This window comes from Gibbsiella dentisursi, from assembly GCF_039539505.1.
In the GTDB taxonomy this organism is placed as follows: Bacteria; Pseudomonadota; Gammaproteobacteria; order Enterobacterales; family Enterobacteriaceae; genus Gibbsiella; species Gibbsiella quercinecans.
On record NZ_BAABDG010000002.1, the window covers coordinates 1,959,428 to 1,981,912 of the forward strand.

The 22,485-nt window shown below is 55.9% G+C and carries 23 protein-coding genes and 1 riboswitch; of the genes, 11 read left to right on the forward strand and 12 right to left on the reverse strand.

What is annotated here, in order from left to right; all coding sequences use genetic code 11:
- Positions 1-15: 15 nt before the first annotated feature.
- From ABFX35_RS09390 to cspE (ABFX35_RS09420), 7 genes are all read right to left on the reverse strand, one after another.
- A complete protein-coding gene (locus ABFX35_RS09390) occupies positions 16-2,055 on the reverse strand; it encodes a S9 family peptidase (protein WP_346080470.1) in 2,040 nt (679 codons plus the stop codon).
- A gap of 71 nt (positions 2,056-2,126) precedes the next feature.
- Positions 2,127-2,768 (reverse strand): tellurite resistance TerB family protein, encoded by a 642-nt coding sequence (locus ABFX35_RS09395; RefSeq protein ID WP_346080472.1) that lies wholly within the window; start codon positions 2,766-2,768, stop codon positions 2,127-2,129.
- Between the two features lie 161 nt (positions 2,769-2,929).
- Complete coding sequence (gene yebF / locus ABFX35_RS09400; RefSeq protein WP_121553897.1) at positions 2,930-3,295, reverse strand: protein YebF; 366 nt, start codon at positions 3,293-3,295, stop codon at positions 2,930-2,932.
- A 52-nt stretch (positions 3,296-3,347) separates the two neighbouring features.
- Entirely contained in the window at positions 3,348-3,656 is a 309-nt protein-coding gene (gene yqfB / locus ABFX35_RS09405) for a N(4)-acetylcytidine aminohydrolase (protein ID WP_279023567.1), read from the reverse strand.
- A gap of 39 nt (positions 3,657-3,695) precedes the next feature.
- Entirely contained in the window at positions 3,696-4,019 is a 324-nt protein-coding gene (locus ABFX35_RS09410; protein ID WP_279023565.1) for a YebG family protein, read from the reverse strand.
- An 86-nt stretch (positions 4,020-4,105) separates the two neighbouring features.
- Complete coding sequence (gene dbpA / locus ABFX35_RS09415) at positions 4,106-5,488, reverse strand: ATP-dependent RNA helicase DbpA (protein WP_346080475.1); 1,383 nt, start codon at positions 5,486-5,488, stop codon at positions 4,106-4,108.
- Positions 5,489-5,636: 148 nt separating this feature from the next.
- A complete protein-coding gene (gene cspE, locus ABFX35_RS09420; protein WP_279023561.1) occupies positions 5,637-5,846 on the reverse strand; it encodes a transcription antiterminator/RNA stability regulator CspE in 210 nt (69 codons plus the stop codon).
- A gap of 248 nt (positions 5,847-6,094) precedes the next feature.
- On the opposite strand from cspE (ABFX35_RS09420), the gene purT reads away from it, so the two are divergent.
- Entirely contained in the window at positions 6,095-7,273 is a 1,179-nt protein-coding gene (purT, locus tag ABFX35_RS09425) for a formate-dependent phosphoribosylglycinamide formyltransferase (protein ID WP_279023559.1), read from the forward strand.
- A 65-nt stretch (positions 7,274-7,338) separates the two neighbouring features.
- Here the strand turns inward: purT and ABFX35_RS09430 are convergent, their stop codons facing one another.
- Positions 7,339-7,587 (reverse strand): YoaH family protein, encoded by a 249-nt coding sequence (locus ABFX35_RS09430; RefSeq protein ID WP_279023557.1) that lies wholly within the window; start codon positions 7,585-7,587, stop codon positions 7,339-7,341.
- Between the two features lie 168 nt (positions 7,588-7,755).
- Between ABFX35_RS09430 and pabB the strand changes: the two genes are divergently transcribed.
- The 4 genes from pabB to ABFX35_RS09450 all read left to right on the forward strand — a co-directional run bounded on the left by pabB (position 7,756) and on the right by ABFX35_RS09450 (position 13,416).
- The gene (gene pabB, locus ABFX35_RS09435) at positions 7,756-9,129 is read left to right on the forward strand and encodes an aminodeoxychorismate synthase component 1 (protein WP_346080478.1); all 1,374 of its coding nucleotides are present in this window, start codon (positions 7,756-7,758) and stop codon (positions 9,127-9,129) included.
- Positions 9,126-9,704: a CoA pyrophosphatase gene (locus tag ABFX35_RS09440; protein WP_346080480.1), complete on the forward strand. Its 579-nt coding sequence runs from the start codon at positions 9,126-9,128 to the stop codon at positions 9,702-9,704. Before pabB ends, ABFX35_RS09440 begins: the two co-directional genes overlap by 4 nt.
- 445 nt (positions 9,705-10,149) lie before the next feature.
- The gene (gene sdaA / locus ABFX35_RS09445; RefSeq protein WP_346080482.1) at positions 10,150-11,514 is read left to right on the forward strand and encodes an L-serine ammonia-lyase; all 1,365 of its coding nucleotides are present in this window, start codon (positions 10,150-10,152) and stop codon (positions 11,512-11,514) included.
- A gap of 267 nt (positions 11,515-11,781) precedes the next feature.
- Positions 11,782-13,416: an EAL domain-containing protein gene (locus tag ABFX35_RS09450; RefSeq protein WP_279023548.1), complete on the forward strand. Its 1,635-nt coding sequence runs from the start codon at positions 11,782-11,784 to the stop codon at positions 13,414-13,416.
- 74 nt (positions 13,417-13,490) lie between these two features.
- Here the strand turns inward: ABFX35_RS09450 and ABFX35_RS09455 are convergent, their stop codons facing one another.
- Positions 13,491-15,038 carry a TerC family protein gene (locus ABFX35_RS09455; RefSeq protein WP_279023546.1) on the reverse strand — a complete coding sequence of 516 codons (1,548 nt, stop codon included), beginning with the start codon at positions 15,036-15,038 and terminating at the stop codon, positions 13,491-13,493.
- A 555-nt stretch (positions 15,039-15,593) separates the two neighbouring features.
- Between ABFX35_RS09455 and manX the strand changes: the two genes are divergently transcribed.
- From manX to mntP, 5 genes are all read left to right on the forward strand, one after another.
- Positions 15,594-16,556: a PTS mannose transporter subunit IIAB gene (gene manX / locus ABFX35_RS09460; protein WP_279023544.1), complete on the forward strand. Its 963-nt coding sequence runs from the start codon at positions 15,594-15,596 to the stop codon at positions 16,554-16,556.
- A 55-nt stretch (positions 16,557-16,611) separates the two neighbouring features.
- Positions 16,612-17,412, forward strand: a complete 801-nt coding sequence (locus ABFX35_RS09465) for a PTS mannose/fructose/sorbose transporter subunit IIC (RefSeq protein WP_279023543.1) — start codon at positions 16,612-16,614, stop codon at positions 17,410-17,412.
- A 15-nt stretch (positions 17,413-17,427) separates the two neighbouring features.
- Positions 17,428-18,273 (forward strand): PTS mannose transporter subunit IID, encoded by an 846-nt coding sequence (locus ABFX35_RS09470; RefSeq protein WP_095848447.1) that lies wholly within the window; start codon positions 17,428-17,430, stop codon positions 18,271-18,273.
- A gap of 51 nt (positions 18,274-18,324) precedes the next feature.
- Positions 18,325-18,795: a DUF986 family protein gene (locus tag ABFX35_RS09475; RefSeq protein WP_346080485.1), complete on the forward strand. Its 471-nt coding sequence runs from the start codon at positions 18,325-18,327 to the stop codon at positions 18,793-18,795.
- 199 nt (positions 18,796-18,994) lie between these two features.
- A riboswitch (yybP-ykoY riboswitch) is annotated at positions 18,995-19,176 on the forward strand.
- Positions 19,177-19,187: 11 nt separating this feature from the next.
- A complete protein-coding gene (mntP, locus tag ABFX35_RS09480) occupies positions 19,188-19,757 on the forward strand; it encodes a manganese efflux pump MntP (protein ID WP_346080487.1) in 570 nt (189 codons plus the stop codon).
- A gap of 70 nt (positions 19,758-19,827) precedes the next feature.
- On the opposite strand, the gene rlmA is transcribed toward mntP, so the two are convergent.
- Positions 19,828-20,646, reverse strand: coding sequence for a 23S rRNA (guanine(745)-N(1))-methyltransferase (gene rlmA / locus ABFX35_RS09485; RefSeq protein WP_346080488.1), 819 nt, complete (start codon positions 20,644-20,646; stop codon positions 19,828-19,830).
- Positions 20,647-20,885: 239 nt separating this feature from the next.
- Here rlmA and pgeF point away from each other — a divergent pair, with 239 nt between their 5' ends.
- Entirely contained in the window at positions 20,886-21,605 is a 720-nt protein-coding gene (gene pgeF, locus ABFX35_RS09490) for a peptidoglycan editing factor PgeF (protein ID WP_346080490.1), read from the forward strand.
- Positions 21,606-21,679: 74 nt separating this feature from the next.
- Here the strand turns inward: pgeF and cspE (ABFX35_RS09495) are convergent, their stop codons facing one another.
- Both cspE (ABFX35_RS09495) and ABFX35_RS09500 read right to left on the reverse strand, forming a co-directional pair.
- A complete protein-coding gene (cspE, locus tag ABFX35_RS09495) occupies positions 21,680-21,889 on the reverse strand; it encodes a transcription antiterminator/RNA stability regulator CspE (protein ID WP_002221949.1) in 210 nt (69 codons plus the stop codon).
- Positions 21,890-21,930: 41 nt separating this feature from the next.
- Entirely contained in the window at positions 21,931-22,047 is a 117-nt protein-coding gene (locus ABFX35_RS09500) for a DUF2627 domain-containing protein (RefSeq protein ID WP_002211058.1), read from the reverse strand.
- Positions 22,048-22,485: the final 438 nt, after the last annotated feature.

Sequence of the window (22,485 nt, forward strand, 5' to 3'; positions counted from 1 at the left end):
TGGCGCTGATGCGCCCTATTCCGCCAGCGCCAGGATAAACGCATATTCCAGCGCAATATCCTCATACGCTTTAAAGCGCCCCGACTTGCCGCCGTGCCCGGCATCCATATCGGTGTATAGCAGCAATTGATGATCGTCCGTTTTCAGCTCGCGCAGCTTCGCCACCCACTTTGCCGGCTCCCAATATTGCACCTGCGAATCATGCAGACCGGTGGTCACCAGCAGGTGCGGATACGCCTGGGCCTGCACCTGATCGTACGGGCTATATTGTTTGATGTAGTCGTAATAGGTTTTATCTTGCGGGTTGCCCCACTCATCATACTCCCCGGTGGTGAGCGGAATGCTCTCATCCAGCATGGTGGTTACCACATCAACAAACGGCACCTGCGCCACCACACCGTGGAACAGCTGCGGCGCCTGGTTAATCACGGCGCCCATCAGCAAGCCGCCGGCGCTGCCGCCCATGGCGAATACGCGCCGGGTGTCACCGTATCCCTGCGCCACCAGCGCCTCGGTTACGTCGATAAAGTCGTTGAAGGTGTTCATCTTGTTGAACAGCTTGCCGTCTTCGTACCACTGCTGGCCCAGCTCACCGCCGCCACGAATATGCGCCAGGGCAAACACAAACCCGCGATCCAGCAAGCTCAGGCGGCTGGCGCTAAATGCCGGATCCATACTGCTGCCGTAAGAGCCGTAGCCATAAACCAATAACGGGTTGGTCTGTTTGGCAAAAAGATCGGCTCGGTAAACCAGGGAAACCGGCACCTCAACGCCATCGCGCGCCTTCACCCACACCCGCTCGCTGCGGTAGTTTTCCGGCGTGAAGTTGTTCACCTGCTGCTGTTTGAGCAAGCGGCGTTCGCCGCTATCCATATTCAGCTCATACAGGGTCGTCGGCGTGGTCATGGAGGAATAACCATAGCGCAGCAGCGCCGTTTCAGGCTCCGGGTTATAGGCCAGCCACGTCACATAGGTGGGATCGTCAAAGGCAATGCGCTTTTCTTCCCCGCTTTGCCAGTGGATCTGGCGCAACTGCGTCAACCCGGCCTGGCGCTCTTCCACCACCAGCCAATCACGGAACAGGTTGAAGCCCTCCAGCATCACCTCGCTGCGCGGGGCGATCAGCGTTTGCCACTGGGCCTCATCCGCCTGCTCACTCTGGTACAGGCCAAAATTCTTACCGTCCTTGTTTGAGCGGATGTAGAAGCGCCCACGGTAGTGATCCAGCGCGTATTCGTGATCTTTGCGGCGCGGCAGGAACATTCGCGGTGCGCTGTTGGCATCATCGGCATCCAGCAGCAGAATTTCCGAGGTGGTGGTGCTGCTAAGGTGGATCAGAATAAACCGTTCGGAGGTGGTTTTTTCCAGGCTAACGTAGAAGGTATCGTCGGTTTCTTCATACACCAGTTGATCCTGACTAGGATCGGTGCCCACGACGTGGCGATAAACCTGATAAGGCAGCAGCGTCGTCGCATGTTTACGCACGTAATAGATCGTCGTGGAATCATTCGCCCATTCGCTGCTGCCGGAGGTGTTTTCCAGCACCTCGTCCGCCCACGAAGCATCACTCAGGTTCTTGAAGCGGATGGCATACTGGCGGCGCGAAAGGAAATCTTCCGCCACCGCCAGGGTGCGGTTGTCCGGGCTGATATCCAGGCCGCCCAGCGTGTAGAACTCATGCCCTTCGGCCCGCTGGTTGCCGTCAATCAGGGTATCCCACTGCCCGCTTTCCGCCTCCGCCGCTGGCTGGCGCACGTACAGCGCATATTCATTGCCTGGCTCGTAGCGCGTCTGGTAACGGTAACCGCGCTTTACATAGGGAACGGAATGCTCCTGCTGCGGAATACGCGCCACCATTTCGCCATACAGCGTTTCCCGCAGCGCCTGCTGCGGCTGCAAAACGCCTTCGGTAAACGCATTTTCCGCCCGCAGATACTCCAACACCTGCGGGTCCGCGCGGTCATCATCGCGTAGCCAATAGTAATCGTCTATGCGAGTATCGCCGTGGGTGGTGATGGGATAAGGGCGCTTCTCTGCCTTCGGGGGTGTCATCATTACGTCATCGTCCGCTTACAAATATTACAGTAAGGGTGACACGACTCTCACTGCTTTAACAAGCGGCGCGCCTAGGTCAATTCACGCTTTTTTTCATTAACGTCGTTTTCTATCCCCTGTTTCACATCCACCGGGATCTTCAGCGCCTGCGCCAGGGCATCCAAGTAGCCGCGCTCCATAAAGTGATCGACGTCAATCACCATGCAGCTCAGGTAGTAAACCTCCAGCGCTTCGTCCTCATTTTTTATGCTTTGGGCGATCAGCTCCGGGTTTAGCGGTTGTTCAATCGCTTCTTGCACCCAGGCCTGCGCCTGCTCGCCCACCTGCAGTTGCTCCAGGCTGTGATCGATAGCGCGCTTTTCATCGGCATCAATATGGCCGTCGCTCTTGGCGGCAAACACCAGCGCCTGCACCAGCCGTTTGGCACGTGCATCAACGGGGGTGCTTTGTAGCCCGAACTGCGGCTCCCCCTGGTGTTCTTCTTTCACGCGCTGCTTATATTTATTCCACAATACCGCGCCCACCGCCGCGCTGCCGCCGATGATCAGGGCATTTTTACCGAATTTCCCCACCAGTTTGCGTGATGACTTGTTTGCCAACAGCACCCCGACCAAGCCGCCCAACGCTGTCGGCGCCAGCAGTTTGCCAATGCCTTCAGAGCCAGCCTTTTGCCCCAGCAGGGATTGAATTTGCTGCATCCAGTTATTTTTCATCTTTTGCCTCTTGGGTGGGAACGTCACGCGGCAGGCACGCCCATAGGCAGCCGGCAGCTAAACCACCAGATTAGGGGATAGAATGTCAATTAACGTATGGAAGATGAAAACTTGTGTGGGGGTATGCCGGCCTGCCGGCAGCAGGCCGGAAGATGCACGCGTTATTGCGGTTCACTGTAGCGGATGTCGCCGGTTTGGCAATCCAGCGTAACCTGGTAAGTTTTGTCCAGCTTGGTGCCACGCACAGTCAACGGCACCTGCCAAACATCGCCTTTCCCGGTGATGGCGTCCTGGCTCACCCAGGCGACCGGCGTAGCCGTGCCCAGCAGGCGTTTATCACTTTCCCACCGCGTGATGCGGTTTTGCAAGAAATCGCGTTTCACCTGGGCGCCGGCATCGGCGGCCTTTAAACCGACGCATTGCCCGATCTTGGCCGTGCGCTGTTCCTGTTCTTGCGCCTGCGCCGTGGCAACCACACCCACCATGGCAAGCAGTGCCGCAGCCAACCCTAACCCTGTTTTATTCATATGCCCTCCGGTTACCCTTAACGCTATCCGGGGGCACAGGTTTGGCATAGGATCAACGTTTGATAAAGGCAATGACAAACAGTTCATCCACTCCCGGATAGATCTCCTTGATAACCTGCTTCAGCGTATTGAGCGGCATGTTCTCCTGTTCGGCGTGCTGCACGGAGAGCGCTTCCAGGCGCACCGGCGTAACGGACAGCACTTCTATCAGGCAGAAAAACACACCGTCCTCATAGCGGCTGACACGCAAAACCTCACCGGGTTGAAAGTGGGATTCACTGGCGTCCCGAATGGTGATCGTCTTGCGGTCGGCCAGAATATCCGCTTCAAAACGGCCGAAGAAGGTTATTTCACGCATCATTCTAGACCCTTTTTTATTACATTACCGCAACATTAATAACTACGCCGCCTGTTTTTCCGCCGCAGCATTAGCCTGCGGCGTTTCAGCCGCTTTTACCGCCGTGGCCTTACCGGTTTTTTTAGCTGCGGCCTGTGCCGGCGCGCCGCGCAGAATTTGTGCCATCGCCTCTTTGCGCTCTGCCAGGAAGAAGCTCAGCGCCTCGCGCTGCTCGTCATCCAGCGCCACCGGCGCCTGTTGCAACAGCTCACCGAGGTTATCGGCCAGATCCAGCATTTTGTCGTAGGCATCCGCCTCTTTCTTGCTTGCGAAAGTCATCTTTTCTTCACCCTTCCTGACCACCACATATTTAACTTCAACTGCCATATGCGTACTCCCCGATAATTATACTGTATTTATATACAGTATAATTAAGGTCAGGTCAGGATACAAGCGGCTACCGATGGCACAGGTTATTTTAGCAACCGGACCTTGCAGCTTTTGCCTTTGATTTTCCCCTGTTTAAGCTGCTGCACCGCGCGGCGGGCGCTGTCCTGGCGAATAGCCACATAGGCGTGCACCGGGAACATATCAATTTTGCCGACGTCGGCGGCGGTCAGCCCCGCTTCGCCGGTGAGGGCGCCCAGAATATCCCCCGGGCGGATTTTTGCCTTGCGCCCGCCGTCAATACACAGCGTCACCATTTCCGCTTCCAACGGGGTTTCCGGCGCGCCGTGCAGTTCAGCCGCCGGCGCCCAATCCAGGGTTATCTGCAGGTAATCTTCCAGGGCATGCGCCCGCGGCATTTCCTGCGGCGTACACAGGGTGATCGCTGCCCCACTCATGCCGGCGCGGCCGGTGCGGCCGACACGATGCACGTGCACCTGCGGATCGAATGCCAGCTCGTAGTTCACCACCAGCTCCAGCTCTTTGATATCCAGCCCGCGAGCCGCGACGTCAGTCGCCACCAATACGCGGCAGCTGCGGTTGGCAAAACGCACCAGCACCTGATCGCGATCGCGCTGTTCCAGATCGCCATGCAGCGCCAACGCGCTGATACCGTGGGCTTCCAGCGCTTCGAACACGCTTTGGCAATCGCGTTTGGTATTGCAGAACACCACGCAGGAAGAAGGCTGATAATGGCGGATGGCGGCAACCAATAGCGCCGGGCGCTGTTCGCGGCGGATTTCATAAAAACGTTGCTCAATGGCCGGGGCTTGCTGCGCGTTCTCTACCTCAACCACCAACGGGTTGCGCTGCACGCGCGCGCTGATTTGCTCAATCTCCGCCGGATAGGTGGCTGAAAACAGCAGCGTCTGGCGTTGCGCGGGGGTATAGCCGATCACATCATCGATGGCTTCGCTAAAGCCCATATCCAGCATCCGATCGGCTTCATCCAGTACCAACAGCTTCAGCGCATCCAACAGCAGCGTTTTCTTGCGCAGATGCTCCTGCACCCGCCCCGGCGTGCCAACCACGATATGCGGCGCATGCACCAACGAATCCAACTGCGGCCCCATCGGTTGACCACCGCACAGCGTTAGAATTTTTACGTTCTGGGTGAAACGCGCCAGGCGGCGCAGCTCCTTGCTGACCTGATCGGCCAGCTCACGCGTTGGGCACAAGACCAGCGCCTGGGTCGCCACCTGGGCAACGTTAATGCCATCCAACAACCCGATGCCAAACGCCGCCGTTTTTCCGCTGCCGGTTTGCGCTTTGGCACGGACATCCTGCCCTTGCAAAATGGCAGGCAGCGCGGCGGCCTGCACCGGGGTCATGGCGGAATACCCCAGTTCAGCAAGGTTGGCCAGCTGTGCGGCCGGCAATGGCAGGGAAGAAAAGGAAACAGTGCTCACGGCGATAACTCTTTATGCAGATGAAAAGGCGGCGCAACACGGTGGCGGGCGCCGATATGGGGCAGATAATAGCAGAGATGGCGGGTGATTCCGGATTTCACCCGTAAAAAAACCCGCCTGAGCGGGTTTTTTAGCAGCGGCGCGTTGCTTAGATAGCAACAACGTTGGCTGCAGCCGGGCCACGTGGGCTGTCTTGGATGGTGAATTCAACCTGCTGACCTTCCGCCAGAGTTTTGAAACCATCGCTAACGATAGCGGAAAAATGAACGAAAACATCCTTGGAACCATCGGCTGGAGTGATAAAGCCGAAGCCTTTGCTTTCGTTGAACCATTTTACGTGACCAGTGATCTTAGTCATTTGACTTTCCTTTACTTGATAAACCTGCCTTAATGGCACTAACAGCGTGAAACCCCTGAATCAGCGGGGCTTCTTTCGCCGCTGATTATTAACGCATAATCATCCTGACAGGGCAAATTTTTTCGTTTGTCATGAAAACAGCGGCTTAACCCAGCAGACACGGGTTCGGTTGCTGCCAGCGCAATCGTTTTCGTATATACTGCGCGCTTGTTTTCAGACCGTTTAATTTTCAAATCAGGTACGAAGCTATGCTAACTCTTGGAACCGCCCTGTGTCCTTCCGCTACCCGCGTCATGCTGCTTGGCGCCGGCGAACTGGGCAAAGAAGTCGCCATTGAATGCCAGCGTCTGGGGCTGGAAGTGATTGCCGTCGATCGCTATGCCAATGCGCCCGCCATGCACGTGGCGCATCGCAGCCACGTGATTAATATGCTTGATGGCGCCGCGTTAAAAGCGCTGATCGAACAGGAACGCCCAGATTATATCGTGCCGGAAATTGAAGCCATTGCCACCAGCACGCTGGTTGAACTGGAACAACAGGGCCAGCGCGTGGTGCCGTGTGCGGAAGCCACGCGCCTGACCATGAACCGTGAAGGGATTCGCCGGCTGGCTGCGGAAACCCTCGGCCTGCCCACCTCAAGTTACCGTTTCGCCGATAGCGAAGAAGCCTTCCGGCAGCGGGTCTGCGAGATCGGCTACCCGTGCATTATCAAACCGGTCATGAGCTCTTCCGGCAAGGGCCAGAGCCTGATCCGTGACGAATCGCAACTGACGGCCGCCTGGAACTACGCTCAGCAAGGCGGGCGCGCCGGCGGTGGCCGGGTGATTATCGAAGGGCTGGTAAAATTCGATTTCGAGATTACGTTGTTGACCGTCAGCGCCATCGACGGTATTCACTTCTGTGCGCCGATCGGCCACCGCCAGGAAGACGGCGATTACCGTGAATCCTGGCAGCCACAGCAGATGTCCGCACTGGCCCTGAGCCGCGCGCAGGAGATCGCGGCAAACGTGGTTAAGGCGCTGGGGGGCTTTGGCCTGTTCGGCGTAGAGCTGTTTGTCTGCGGCGACGAAGTGATCTTCAGCGAAGTTTCACCACGCCCGCACGACACCGGCATGGTCACGCTGATTTCCCAGGATCTGTCCGAGTTCGCACTGCACGTGCGGGCGTTTTTAGGCTTGCCGATTAGCGCCATTCGCCAGTTCGGCCCTTCAGCTTCCGCAGTCATCCTGCCGGAGCTGACCAGCAGCGATCTGCGCTTTAGCGGCCTGGAACAGGCCCTGACCGGCTTTAATCAAATCCGCCTGTTTGGCAAACCGGAGATCGGCGGCAAACGCCGGCTCGGCGTTGCGCTGGCAACCGCAGAAGATACGGAACAGGCGGTGGCATTAGCGAAACAAGCCGCCGCGGCGGTGGCGGTCCAGGGCTAACACCCGTGCTAAAGCCATGCGCTGCGTGGCTTTAGCCCTACTCTATCTATTACAGGCTACGCGGCTTAATAGGCGCTTTCGGGATCGTCATTCTCGTCGTCCTCTTCGTCTGAGGATTCTGCGTTTTCTGCGTTCATCTCGTCTTCATCATCAAACATCACCGCCACACGGCCGCCCTGATGATGTTCTCTGATCTCCTGTGCAACGCGCGCAATGGCTTCGCCACTGCTCATGCCCTCTTGCATCAACTGGTGGATACGTTCCGCTGCTTCCTGTTGTTCCTGATGAGTCAGAGCCGGCATACCCGATATCATACGTTTCTCCCCGCTAAAGTGGAGGGTGAGTATACGCCCTAAGCCCGAGAACCCCAATGCCTGTTATTACCATCAGCCCGGCGGCGGCAATACATGCACGGGCCGGGCGAGTGTGGCAAAATGGCGCACACGATGTCTTAGCCCCGTTAGCCAGGTTTAGTTGACCCAATGAGTGGAAACACCCCGAGCCTTAAATCACTGCCTTATACCCCTGAAGCCCTGTTGGACATCTTTGCGCCGCTGGCGCAGCGGCCCTGGGCCATGCTGCTGCATTCGGGCTTTGCCGAACATGCCCATAGCCGTTTTGACATTCTGGTCGCCGAACCGCGCATCACTCTGGTCACGCGCGGCGAAACCACCACGATCCAGCAGGGCGAACAGCAGCAACTTTCGGCAGCGGATCCCTTCACCCTGCTGCACGAACAGTTGGCCGGGCTCAATTTGCACCCGCAGCCCGATAACAGCCTGCCGTTTCAAGGTGGCGCGCTAGGGCTGTTTGGCTATGATCTCGGGCGCCGGGTGGAAACTCTGCCGCAGTTGGCGCAGGCGGATCTGGCGTTGCCGGATATGGCAGTGGGCATTTATGACTGGGCGCTGGTTGCCGATCATCAGCAGAAAACGCTGGTGCTGCTGAGCTACGGGGACGTCGAACAACGCTGGCAATGGCTACAGCAACAGCGGGCGCAGCCACAGCCGCCGTTCGCTCTCACCAGCCCCTGGCGCGCCAACATGTCGCGGACACAGTATGGCGCCAGGTTCCGCCGCGTGCAGGAATACCTGCGCAGCGGCGACTGCTACCAAATTAATTTGGCGCAGCGTTTCACTGCCAACTACTGTGGCAATGAGTGGCAGGCATTCCGCCAACTCAATGCGCGTAACCGCGCGCCATTTTCCGCCTTTCTGCGTTTGCCGCACAATGCGGTCTTGAGCGTGTCGCCGGAGCGCTTTCTGTGGCTGGAAAACCAGCGCATTCAGACCCGCCCCATCAAAGGCACGCTACCGCGGCTGGACGATGCCGCGGAGGATGCGCGCCAGGCCCAACGCCTGGCAAACGCCGAGAAGGATCGGGCCGAGAACCTGATGATTGTCGATCTGCTGCGCAACGATATTGGCCGCGTCGCCCAACCCGGCAGCGTGCGCGTGCCGGAGCTGTTCGTGGTGGAGCCGTTCCCGGCCGTCCATCACCTGGTTAGCACCATCACCGCTATTTTGCCGGCCGATACGCCGCCGACGGCACTGCTGCGGGCCTGTTTCCCTGGCGGCTCGATTACCGGCGCGCCGAAGGTGCGCGCGATGGAAATTATCGAAGAGTTGGAGCCACAGCGGCGCAATGCGTATTGCGGCAGTATCGGCTATATCAGCGCCTGCGGCACCATGGACACCAGCATCACTATCCGTACACTGATCGCTGAAAATGGCCGTATTCACTGCTCTGCCGGCGGCGGCATTGTCGCCGACAGCCAGGAGCAGGCCGAATATCAGGAAACCCTGGATAAAGTCGGCCGTATTTTATCGCAACTGGGGGAGTTTACCGTTTCGTGAGTCAGCCCTGTTATCCAGCCGAATTGGTTGAGTTTATCCGCCGTTTCCAACTGCAGTTGCCGCAGGCCAGGCCCCTATCCCGCCACTCGCGCCCGGCGGCGGTGTTGATCCCGATTATCTGCCGCCCGGAGCCGACCTTGCTGCTCACCCGCCGCGCCGATATCTTGCGCCACCATGCTGGCCAGGTGGCCTTCCCCGGCGGCAAGAGCGATACAACGGACGGTTCCGCCATCGCCACCGCGCTGCGCGAGGCGCAGGAAGAGGTCGCGATTCCCCCGCAGGCCGTCACAGTGCTTGGCCAGATGGCGCCATTCGACAGCACCAGCGGCTACCGGGTTACCCCGGTGGTTGGGCTGGTGCCGCCGGATATCCACTTTCATGCCAACATAGGGGAAGTCGCCGAACTGTTTGAAATCCCGCTGCAGGAGGCGCTGACGTTAACGCGCTATTATCCGCTGGATATCAAGCGCGGCGACCGCCGGCAGCGGGTTTATCTTTCCTGGTATCAACGCCAGTTTATTTGGGGATTAACCGCCGCGATCATCCGCCGGCTGGCGCAACAGGTTAGCCGCTAGCGCCTGGCCGTGGGCGGTTTCATCACCGCGCACCGCGTGGCGATGCACCTTTCCCCAGGAAAGCGATCGCCATCACTTTTTTGCGCTCACTTTCCACTACCTTTCCCGCTTGATTCATTCTAAAATGCCGCAAAACAACTACTTTACATAAATAAATTTCGCTCAAAAAACATATAGCAGAACAAAGCACTAGAAAGAAGTTCATAGAATAAACAAAAAAAGATAATGCGAGCCGACACAATCGGGCGATAAAAAATGAGGCAAAGCAACCCCATAAACCTCTTTCATCGCAGATGACGTTAGCTTATCTGGCAATACCAAGGATTATTTTATTTCATGCGAAAAAAGCAACACAAGCCGTATGGCCCTTATAGAATGTCGGAAATCCCTGTCGCCGATTTAACCCGCCAGCCCCTGGCAACATGCCGTTTGAAGGAGTTCCCGCGTGATTAGCGTTTTCGACATGTTCAAAATCGGTATTGGGCCATCCAGCTCCCATACCGTGGGGCCAATGAAAGCCGGCAAACAGTTCGCCGACGATCTGGTTAATCGCGGCCTGATGCCCACCGTCACACGTATCGCGGTGGATGTTTACGGTTCTCTGTCGTTAACCGGCAAAGGCCACCATACCGACATCGCCATTATTCTCGGCCTGGCGGGCAACCAGCCCGATACGGTGGATATCGATCATATCGCGGGCTTTATCAGCGATGTCGAACAGCGCCAGCGCCTGATGCTGGCCAATGGCCGGCATGAAGTGGATTTTCCGCGTGATAGTGGGATGGTGTTCCGCAGCGACAACCTGCCGCTGCATGAAAACGGCATGCAAATCCATGCCTTCGCTGGGGAACAGCGGGTTTACAGCAAAACCTATTATTCGATCGGCGGTGGTTTTATCGTCGATGAAGAGCACTTCGGCAAAACCGCGCTCAGCAAAGTATCCGTTCCCTACCCGTTCCATTCGGCGCGCGAAATGCTGGAGCACTGCCGCCAAACCGGCCTGTCGCTGTCCGGCATGGTGATGAAAAACGAGCTTTCGCTGCGTAACCGGCAAGAGATTGAAACCTACTTCGACAACATCTGGCAGACCATGCGCGCCTGTATCGACCGCGGCCTGAACACCGAGGGCGTGCTGCCGGGGCCGCTGCGCGTGCCACGCCGGGCCTCGGCGCTGCGCAGGATGCTGGTTTCTTCCGACAAACACTCCAGCGATCCAATGAACGTGATCGACTGGATTAATATGTTCGCGTTGGCGGTAAACGAAGAAAACGCCGCCGGCGGGCGCGTCGTGACCGCGCCGACCAACGGCGCCTGCGGCATTGTGCCTGCGGTTCTGGCCTATTTCGACCATTTCATCGCACCGGTCAGCACGGACATCTATATCCGTTATTTTATGGCCGCCGGGGCAATTGGCGTGCTGTATAAAATGAACGCCTCGATCTCTGGGGCAGAAGTCGGTTGCCAGGGCGAAGTGGGCGTGGCCTGTTCGATGGCGGCGACCGGGCTGGCCGAACTGCTGGGCGGCAGCCCGGAGCAGGTCTGCGTGGCGGCAGAGATCGGCATGGAACACAATTTGGGCCTGACCTGCGATCCGGTCGCCGGCCAGGTTCAGGTGCCCTGCATTGAGCGCAACGCCATCGCCGCCGTGAAGGCAATCAATGCCGCCCGTATGGCGATGCGGCGCACCAGCGAACCACGCGTATCACTGGATAAAGTTATCGAAACCATGTACGAAACCGGGAAAGACATGAATGCCAAATATCGTGAAACCTCACGCGGCGGTTTGGCGATAAAAGTGCAGTGCGACTGATCCCCTCTTTTGTTCCCCGCAGGCTCTGTGGGGTTCCCTCTGCCAATTTCAAGACATTCGCGCCGATACGTGACATAGTCACTGGCGCTTTTTATTTTCCCCTGCTCACCCGTTTTACCCTTTGCGCGCTGTAACTGCGGCAAGAGTGAAATTAATTTGTTGAGTTATCATCAATTTTGCATCGCAACAGGCTAGAATTGAGAAATATTCCGTGGGCATTTTGCCTGACCGTAGTCTCAGGCTGATTGGCGAACAAGGATTTACCGGATGTTAATGTCCCAGCTCTCCGTGACAAAATACCGCTACTATCGCTGGCTGCTGGCCAGTTTTGTTGGGGTCGTTGTTCTGCTGGTTTCTTTGTATAGCCGCTTTTATCAGGAAGTTAAGGATATCGAGCAAAGCCAGCAGGTGCTGGCTGGGCGAATTGTCACAAAACTCAATCAGGTGCTGATGCCCGCACACCAGCAAGCGCTGCGTTCAATGCCGCTGCTCAATGAAAGCTGCGAAAACGTTATTCCCACCCTGCGCTATCGTACGGTGCAAAATGCCGGGGTGCGCGCCATGCTGCTGGTTAAAAATGATAATGTTTATTGCTCCAGCATCTTTGGCGTGCGCCAATATCCGTTTAACAGCAATTTGCCCGGCATGGCCAACAATGAAACCAAACTGGCGTTGCGCTCATCAATGACGGTATCCAAAGGCACCCCCATTTTACAGATGTGGCTGCCGGATCCGGCCGATCGCTCGCGCGGCGTGCTGCAGGTCTTCAGTATCGAACTGCTGGCCAGCTTCCTGTTGGAGCCACAGGAGCCCTACGCCCGCCGCGTAGAGCTTAACGTTGCCAACTTTAGCCTGGGTTACAATCAACGGGAACTGATGCGCCGGGAAAACCAGCCCGATGATTTGCGCTATACCGCCAGCTCCAGCGAATACCCGTTTTCAATCACCGTCTTTGGCCCCAGCGCCGAAATTCTGGCGCTGGAAAAACTGCCGCACCAGATCCCGTTGGCCTTGCTGATCAGCCTGCTGGCGGCTTATGTGGCCTATTTAATCAGCGCCAACCGCATGAGCCTGTCTTACTATATTAGCCATGCGATCACCCACCGCAAGTTTCTTGTGTATTGCCAGCCAATCATTGATGGGGAAACCGGGCGCTGCATGGGGGTGGAAATACTGCTGCGGTTGCAAAACAAACGCCAGGGCTGGGTTTCGCCTGATGTTTTCATTCCGCTGGCGGAACAGCACGGGTTGATTATCCCGCTGACGCGCTACCTGTTAAGCACCGTGGTAGAAAACCTGGCCCTGTTCCCACCGCGGCCTTCGTTCTACATCAGTATCAACGTGGCTGCTGAACACTTCAACGCCGACTACCTGCTTAAGGATATCAACCGGCTTTGGCAACCGGCGCAACCGATGCCTTCGCTGGTATTGGAATTGACCGAGCGCACCGAACTGGCGGCCGATCACTATGAGCAAATCAAGGCATTGAAGGAAATGGGGATCATGCTGGCGATTGATGATTTCGGCACCGGACACAGTTCGCTAAGCTATCTGAAGAAGCTCAACCCCGATATTCTGAAAATCGATCGCAGCTTTACCGCCGCGATCGGTACCGATGCCATTAACGCTACCGTGACGGATACCATCATCACGCTGGCTAACGCCCTTAAAATCAGGCTGGTCGCCGAAGGCGTCGAAACCGAGGAACAGTTGGAGCATCTGCGCACACGCGGGGTTAATGCGTTGCAAGGCTTCTATTTTGCCAAACCGATGCCGATTAACGAATTTCCGCTATGGCTGCAACACTATGAAGAACACTTGCGTTCGCAGGATATGCGGGCTGACTGGCTGAGCGCCGCCGCACCGCAGGATACCCCGCTCGGCACGCCTGATGGCCGTTAGTGCAAATAACAAGGCCTGGCACCGGGCCAGGCCTTGTACACAACGACAGGCGGCTACCTGAAACAGCCAACCCGTTACTCTTCTTCTGGCTCCGGCGAGGGGATTTTGCTGATGTGCACCAGCTCAATGCGGTAATCGGTACCCACACGGATCTCAAAGCGCAGCTGGTTCAACTCAATCACTTCACCCACCGCCGGCATTTGGCCGCAGTAGGACAACAAGAACCCCGCCAGCGAGGCATAATCCGCCGTTGGGCTGACCAGATCGCCGCAATCCAGCACCTGCTCCAGCGAATGCAGGTCCGCACCGCCTTTCACCAGCCAACCGTCGCCATCGGCCACAATCTCCGGGGTTTCGTCTTCGTCTGGGAATTCACCGGCAATGGCTTCCAACACGTCCAGCGGCGTCACCAGCCCCTGCACAACGCCGAATTCGTTGCTGACCACCAGCAGGCTGCCCTTGGCCCGGCGCAGCACGCCCAGCAGCTTGAGCACATCCATCGAATCCGGCACCACGATCGGCGGCGTATGCGCAGCAAATTCGGCAATATCACCGCCCTGTTCCAGCACCACCAGCAAATCCTTGGCGCGCACCACGCCGATGATCTCATCCAGTTCATCGCGGCACACCGGGAACAGACTGTGCGGCGTATCTAGTAACTGAGCCCGCACGTCGTCCGGCGAACGATCGCAGTCCACCCAGGAAATTTCGCTACGCGGCGTCATCACGCTACGCAACGAGCGGGAAGCCAACGTCAACACACCGCTGATCATGTAACGCTCTTCTTCGGCAAAGGCCTCTTCCACCGGCAGTGGCGTATCTTCCACCTCCTGCTGCTGGGCGCGCCGTTGCCCCATCAGGCGCATAATGGCTTCCGCCGTGCGTTCGCGCATCGGGCGGCGCGCCTGGTGTTTGATGAAGTTACGGCGGGCAATCTGGTTAAACAGCTCGATAAGGATCGAGAAACCGATCGCGGCGTACAAATAGCCTTTCGGAATGTGCAAGCCAAAACCTTCGGCAATCAGGCTCAAGCCGATCATTAGCAGGAAGCTCAGGCACAGCACCACAATGGTCGGGTGAGCGTTAACGAAGTTAGTCAGCGATTTCGATGCCAACAGCATCACCGCCATTGCAATCACTACCGCCGCCATCATCACCGGCAGATCGTTGACCATCCCCACAGCGGTAATCACCGCATCGAGCGAGAAGACCGCATCAAGGATCACGATCTGCACCACCACCGCCCAGAACTTGGCATAACCGCGGTTGCTGCCATCCTGATGGGCTTGCCCTTCCAAGCGTTCGTGCAACTCCATGGTGGCCTTGAACAGCAGAAACACACCGCCAAACAGCAGAATCAGATCGCGGCCGGAGAAACTAAAGCTCGCCACGCTAAACAGCGGCGTCGTTAACGTCACCATCCACGACACCACGGACAGCAAACCAAGGCGCATCAACAGCGCTAAAGACAGACCGATAATGCGCGCTTTATCCCGCTGCTTTGGCGGCAGTTTGTCGGCCAGAATGGCAATAAACACCAGGTTGTCGATACCCAGAACAATTTCCAGGACGACGAGCGTCAATAAACCTGCCCAAATTGAGGGGTCCATTAAAAATTCCATATCAGACTCCGGAAAAAGACAGAATAGCCAAGCCGTGCTGATGCATGGCGGCGCCAGTGGTGGATACGGTACGGGATGAAAATGAGATTACCGGTGAATAGCCGAGCGGCCGTGACGTGGATTTTACGCCAGCAGGTGGCGGGTAGAACCTTGGAAAACAGTAACTTCGGTGACAGTCCATAGGGTGGGCTGATGCCCTTCACTCCTGAGTGATGAAAGAAGAAATTACTTTATCAGGAAATTTTGGGCAGGCAAGCGGGATTTTTATCCCGGCCCGTTTTCCCAAGCCGGCACTTGTCGATTAATTCTGCAAATGTATCACTTCAATCAAACCGTGCGCTCAATAGCAGAGCGCCGTCACAAAATTTATTTTTTCACTTACTAAAATAATTACCAGTGTCCTACCACAGCCGGCGCAGGTTTTTGAAACTGCGATAATAAGTGTTAAGGGCGCTTTTTTATATTTCTACCATAATGTATCTGAACTGAGGAATCGCTGCCAGGAAGGCGGCAAGACGCACAATCCGTGCCTGAAGTTTAATGAGGAGGTAGCGAGTGGCAATAGCTATTATCATCGGCACTCACGGGACAGCGGCGGAACAATTGCTGAAAACAGCGGAAATGCTACTAGGCGAGCAGGATAACGTCGCCTTTATCGATTTCGTTCCCGGAGAAAACGCCGAAACCCTGATAGAAAAATATACTAGTAAACTCAGTGAGTTGGATACCAGCGGCGGTGTCCTTTTCCTGGTTGACACATGGGGAGGCAGTCCATTCAATGCGGCCAGCCGCATTGCCGTAGATAAAGAGCACTATGAAGTTGTCACCGGGGTTAATATTCCCATGCTGGTGGAAACGTTTATGGCGCGCGACGACAACCCAAGCTTTGACGAGCTGGTTGCCCTGGCGCTGGAAACCGGGCGTGAAGGCGTTAAAGCGCTGAAAAAACCTGCCGATGAGCCGGCCAAACCCGCGGCGCAACCCAAGCCGCAGGCCGCTGCACCACAGGCGCCGCTTGGCCCGAATGACCATATGAAAATCGGTCTGGCGCGTATCGATGACCGCTTGATCCATGGCCAGGTTGCCACCCGCTGGACCAAAGAAACCAACGTCAGCCGCATTATCGTGATCAGTGATGAAGTGGCAGCCGACCATGTGCGTAAAACGTTGCTCACCCAGGTTGCCCCTCCCGGCGTAACCGCTCACGTGGTGGACGTGGCAAAAATGATCCGCGTCTGGAATAACCCTAAATATGCCGGCGATCGCGTCATGCTGCTGTTCACTAACCCGACCGACGTTTGCCGGGTGGTTGACGCCGGCGTGGCGATTAAGTCGGTCAATATCGGGGGCATGGCATTCCGCCAGGGGAAAACTCAGGTAAATAATGCCGTTTCAGTCGATGAAAAAGATATTGAGGCGTTCAAGAAATTAAACGATCTCGGTATTGAATTAGAAGTGAGAAAAGTATCAAGCGATAACCAACTGAAAATGATGGATCTGATTAATAAACTCAATTAATAGCATCTGCCAGTAATTATTTTACTCAGAGCGATTTGGTCATAGGAGAAGTACAATGGAGATTACCACTCTTCAGATTGTGCTGGTATTTATCGTTGCATGTATTGCCGGTATGGGGTCCATTCTGGACGAATTCCAGTTCCACCGCCCATTGGTGGCCTGTACCCTGATCGGCATCATCCTCGGTGATATGAAAACCGGCATCATCATCGGCGGTACGTTGGAAATGATTGCCCTCGGTTGGATGAATATCGGCGCGGCAGTCGCACCGGATGCCGCTCTGGCATCCATCATATCCACCATTCTGGTTATCGCCGGCGGCCAAAGCGTAGGGGCCGGTATCGCACTGGCTATCCCGCTGGCGGCGGCAGGCCAGGTACTTACCATCATCGTGCGTACCATCACCGTTGCCTTCCAGCATGCCGCAGACAGCGCGGCCGAACGGGGCAGCCTGCGCGCCATCAGTTGGCTGCACGTCTCTGCCCTGATGCTGCAGGCGATGCGTATCGCCATCCCGGCGGTCATCGTTGCCGTTTCTGTCGGCACCGAAGGCGTCCACACGCTGCTTAACTCCATCCCGGAAGTGGTCACCACCGGCCTGAACATCGCAGGCGGCATGATCGTTGTCGTCGGTTACGCCATGGTCATTAACATGATGCGCGCCGGCTACCTGATGCCGTTCTTCTACGCGGGTTTCGTTACCGCCGCGTTCACCAACTTCAACCTGGTTGCATTGGGCGTCATCGGCGTAGTGATGGCCATTTTGTATATCCAGCTCAGCCCGAAATACAACAAAGCACAGGTTGTTCAGGGCGGTGCCGCACAGCCCAACGATCTTGATAACGAACTGGACTAGGAATAGGTGAGAGACATGGTTGATACAACTGCAACGCAAAAGAAACTCACGCCGGCCGATATTCGCGGCGTAGTACTCCGCTCCAACCTGTTCCAGGGTTCGTGGAACTTTGAACGCATGCAGGCGCTGGGGTTCTGTTTCTCCATGGTGCCGGCCATTCGCCGCCTGTACCCGGAGAACAACGACGATCGCAAGCAGGCGATTAAACGCCACCTGGAGTTCTTCAACACCCACCCTTACGTGGCGGCGCCAGTACTGGGCGTCACGCTGGCGATGGAAGAACAACGGGCCAACGGCGCGCCGATTGACGATGCCGCTATCAACGGTATCAAAGTGGGCCTGATGGGCCCGTTGGCCGGGGTTGGCGACCCTATCTTCTGGGGCACCATGCGCCCGGTATTCGCGGCTCTCGGCGCCGGCATCGCCATGACCGGCAGCCTGCTCGGGCCGGTGCTGTTCTTCGTGCTGTTCAACGTGGTGCGCCTGATGGTGCGTTATTACGGTGTGGCCTATGGCTACCGTAAAGGCGCGGATATCGTCAATGATATGGGCGGCGGCTTCCTGCAGAAACTGACGGAAGGGGCGTCGATCCTCGGCCTGTTTGTGATGGGGGCGCTGGTCAACAAGTGGACGCACGTTAACGTGCCGCTGGTGGTTTCGAGTATTACCGATCAGACCGGTAAAACCACGGTGACCACGGTGCAAACCATCCTTGACCAGTTGATGCCGGGTTTGATTCCGCTGCTGCTGACCTTTGGCTGTATGTGGCTGCTGCGCAGAAAGGTCAACGCACTGTGGATCATTCTGGGCTTCTTTGTCATCGGTATTCTGGGTTATTGGATTGGCCTGCTGGGCCTGTAATCGTTAGCCGCCGGGGGCATGCCCCCGGCCTATTATTTTGATGGGGATGGGATGTCGTTAACCGATGCCGCAATGGTTGTTTTTATCGCATTGATGCTGCTGTACGCGCTGTATGATGAGTTCGGTATGGAACGGATAAAGGGGCAAACGCTGCTGAAAGTGCCGCTGAAACGCAGTAACCGTATCGATTGCCTGATCTTTGTCGGCCTGCTCGCCATTTTGGTTTACCGCAATATCACCAATCAGGGTTCGCCATTAACCACGTGGTTATTAATTTCATTAGCGCTGATTAGCGTCTACATTTTCTATATTCGCTGGCCGAAATTGTTGTTTAAACCCCAAGGTTTTTTCTATGCTAATGCCTTTATTGAATATCCACGTATTAAGGCGATGAATTTATCTGAAGACGGTATCCTGGCCATTGATTTAGAGCAGCGGCGTTTATTAATTCAGGTAACGAAATTAGATGACCTTGAAAAAATCTATCATTTTTTCCTTGAAAATCAAAAAATAAAAATATAAAAACCACAATAACAATCACTATACTGCGGCAGTACCCTGTGTAATTAATCAGCAACACTGTCGCTTCTTCCCTTTATTTTTTGTGTAATAATTACCCTTATTTTTCGAATGACTTGGCGTTAATGAAAATAAGTCTCAATTACACAAAATGCCGCGTATAATTAAGGGTTGTCTCAAACAAAAATAATGTGATAAGGTTGCGCCCGTCATTGGGGAGTAGCCGGTTTCTGGGTTGTATCAGCCAGAAACGCCCGTATCAACATACTCGTTTTGTTGTTAAAACGTGGTGCGGGTAGCCAGGAAAGGTTGGCGAGACCATAGGCACGTGACTCCGTCGTATGGTTGGGGGTGGGTTACGTGTATATGGAGGCTCCCGGCCGAGGTTATTTCAAATGAATCTATCCGCAACGCTTATTCTTGCTTTTGGCATGTCCATGGATGCTTTCGCTGCATCAATTGGCAAAGGCGCCACACTGCATAAACCCCGTTTCCGTGAAGCACTCCGTACCGGCCTTATCTTTGGCATCATCGAAGCCATTACCCCGCTGATTGGCTGGGGCATTGGTCTGTATGCCAGCCGCTATATTATGGAATGGGATCACTGGGTGGCGTTTAGCCTGCTGTTCATTCTGGGCGTGCGTATGATCGTTGAAGGCATGCGCCACCGCGCCGAGGAAGAACCACAAGTGCGCCGCCACGGCTTTTGGGTATTGGTAGCGACAGCCATCGCCACCAGCCTGGATGCGATGGCGATCGGCGTCGGCCTGGCCTTCCTGCAGGTTAATATCGTGCACACCGCGATGGCCATCGGTTGCGCCACCATGATCATGGCGACGCTGGGCATGATGATTGGCCGCTTTATCGGCCCGCTGTTTGGCAAACGGGCGGAAGTCATTGGCGGCGTCGTATTGATTGGCATCGGCGTGAATATTTTGCTGGAGCACCTGGGTTATCTTTCCTGACAGCGCATCCCAGCAACCCCGGGTGCCAACCGCAGGCCTCTGGCTATTCCCCCTCTCCCTTAAGAAACGCCTATCCCTGCCGCCGGTGCAACCTGATCGTAAAATCCGTCTCACAATCAAATACCGCACGGCTCACCAGGCTTTGCCGAACCTCCGGCGAGGCGCGCCAGGCAAACGGCGTCATCTGTAATAAATTTGCCGCCTGTTCGCCCGGCAAAGCCATCGCGTAACTCAGCTGTTCACTGCTTTCACAGGTAAAACCAGGCAGTTGCTCATCAACCTCGGCATGAAGTTGGGTTTGCTGGTAAACCTGTTCTTTAAGCTGGTAAAGATGGCGCGGACCGGGCGATACCGTCACCACCACCCCGCCGGGTTTTACCACCCGCGCCAGTTCCTCGGCTTTACAAGGGGCGTAAATGCGTAGTACCGCATCCAGAGAGGCTTGCGCAAATGGCAAACGGTGGCTGGATGCCACACAGAACGCAACGGCAGGATAACGTTTCGCAGCATAGCGGATAGCCACTTTAGCCACATCCAGCCCGTAAGTGCTAAACGCCCGCCGCTGTGCGAGCCGTGCAGCCACCTCCGCCGTGTAATACCCTTCACCGCAGCCAATATCCAACAGAACGCTTGCGCTGCTGCTCAACGCATCATCCAACAGTTCAGCCACCCGTTGCTGCAGCGGGCGGTAGAATCCCGCATCGAGAAAGGCCCGGCGCGCCTGCATCATTTCCGCACTGTCGCCCGGCTGTTTCGAGCGCTTATGCTGCACCGGCATCAGGTTGACATAACCTTCTTTCGCACAGTCAAACTGATGGTTGCTCTCGCAACGCCACTGGCGGGCGGCAAAACGGAGCGGTTGATGACACAAAGGGCACTGATAAGACATGATGACGAAGATTCCAGAAAGAGAGGTGCATTAGGCAAAGCCCCAGGCATTCCAGCCGGAGCGTGCCTAGTCTAAAGAAGGCGTAATGACGTTGCAAGGCGACATCCCGTTTCATCCCGCCACGCAGGGCAACAACGGCGCTACGGCCTCTTGCTGCGTACGGCCTAATTCCGCTGGTCAACGCCGAACAAAGCTGATTACACTGGGGGCTGGTTCCCTGACGCAGGCAAGAATGTTTTATGGCTGATTACTCTGCGCTGCTTGGCGCAATCCCCACCATTGAGCACGGTTTTGGCAACAAGGGCGCCCTGCTCCCCGAACATTTGGCACGCTACCAACACACTATGCCAGAAAAGAAACAGGTGCACGGAACACGCATTGTTGACGTTACCGCGCCGCACCAGGCCTGCGGCGAAGCCGATGGTTTTTACACCACGCAGCCGGGCATCCTGCTCAACGTGCTCACGGCCGATTGCCTGCCGGTGTTGTTCAGCCGCCGTGACGGCACGGCGATTGGCGCCGTGCACGCTGGCTGGCGCGGGCTGTTGAACGGCATCCTGGAATGCATGGCCGCACACATTAATCGCGCAGACAGCACGGCCAACTGGGTGGCGACTATCGGCCCGGCAGCCGGCGCCTGCTGCTATCAGGTTGATGAAGCGCTGGTGGAGCAGTTCCAACAGACGCTGCCGTTGCCCGCGCCGCTTATCAGCCCACGCTACCGGCACCTGGATTTGGCGGCGATCGCCGCCAGAAAATTACAAGATCTGGGCTTTGCCGGCGTCGATCAGGCTGGCAGTTGCACTATCTGCACCCTGAATCAGGATCCGGCATTGCCGTACCGTTTCAAATACACCAGCTTTCGCCGCAACAGCCACCGCCGGGCGGCAGATCCCCACCATCCGGGGATTAAGGGCCGTAATCAATATGCCGGTATTATCATGCATCAAGGGAAATAAACAGGCTAAAAACCGGTGGTTTATCACAACGAAAAAGCCCGCACATGGCGGGCTTTTTATACAGCTGACGCTGATTAGATAGCAGTTACGTTAACTGCAGATGGACCTTTCTGGCCATCCTGGATTTCGAACTCAACGTTCTGGCCTTCAGCCAGGGTCTTGAAGCCGTTACCCTGGATTGCAGAGAAGTGTACGAACACATCTTTGCTGCCGTCAGCCGGGGTGATGAAACCGAAACCTTTAGACTCGTTGAACCACTTAACTTGACCTTTGATCTTTGCCATCTTGAGTATTTCCTTTGGATTGTTTAAACCGCCCGTAGGCGTTACATAGACAAACTAGAGTCGTTACTGCTTGAGGCACTAAGATAAGGATCGGCAGAGAAGCGGTATTCAACGCTAACGTCTTTACTCAGAACTTCTTTACTGAAAATGCCACACATATACAGAACTGTACCTCGTTTTACCCAATTGCGTTATCACATACTCTGTATGCGATGGCAAGCCATTTTTAATCGCCGATCGACACGTCGCACATATTTGAAACGGTCAGTCGCAACAATAGCTTAAACAGATTAAAAGATGTTGAAGCTTTATCTGTTTTCTGCTTGGCATGGGTATGCCGCCACACTCCGCACCCCGTCTGCATTTTAACAAAATGGTCAAATTCAGCGGGCTGAACGCACCCGGCTGCGCACTGCTTAAAACGTTAAAAATTTTGAATCTATATGAAATCTAATATTCCATATAACAATTTTAATAAATGTGAGCCGCATCAGCTTACTGCGCCACGCGCCGGGTGGCCTGATAACAGCACGGCAGCGCAGGCGCACAGGCCAAAACGTTAGCGGCGATAGCCCACCGCGCCCCGTCGCCACCGC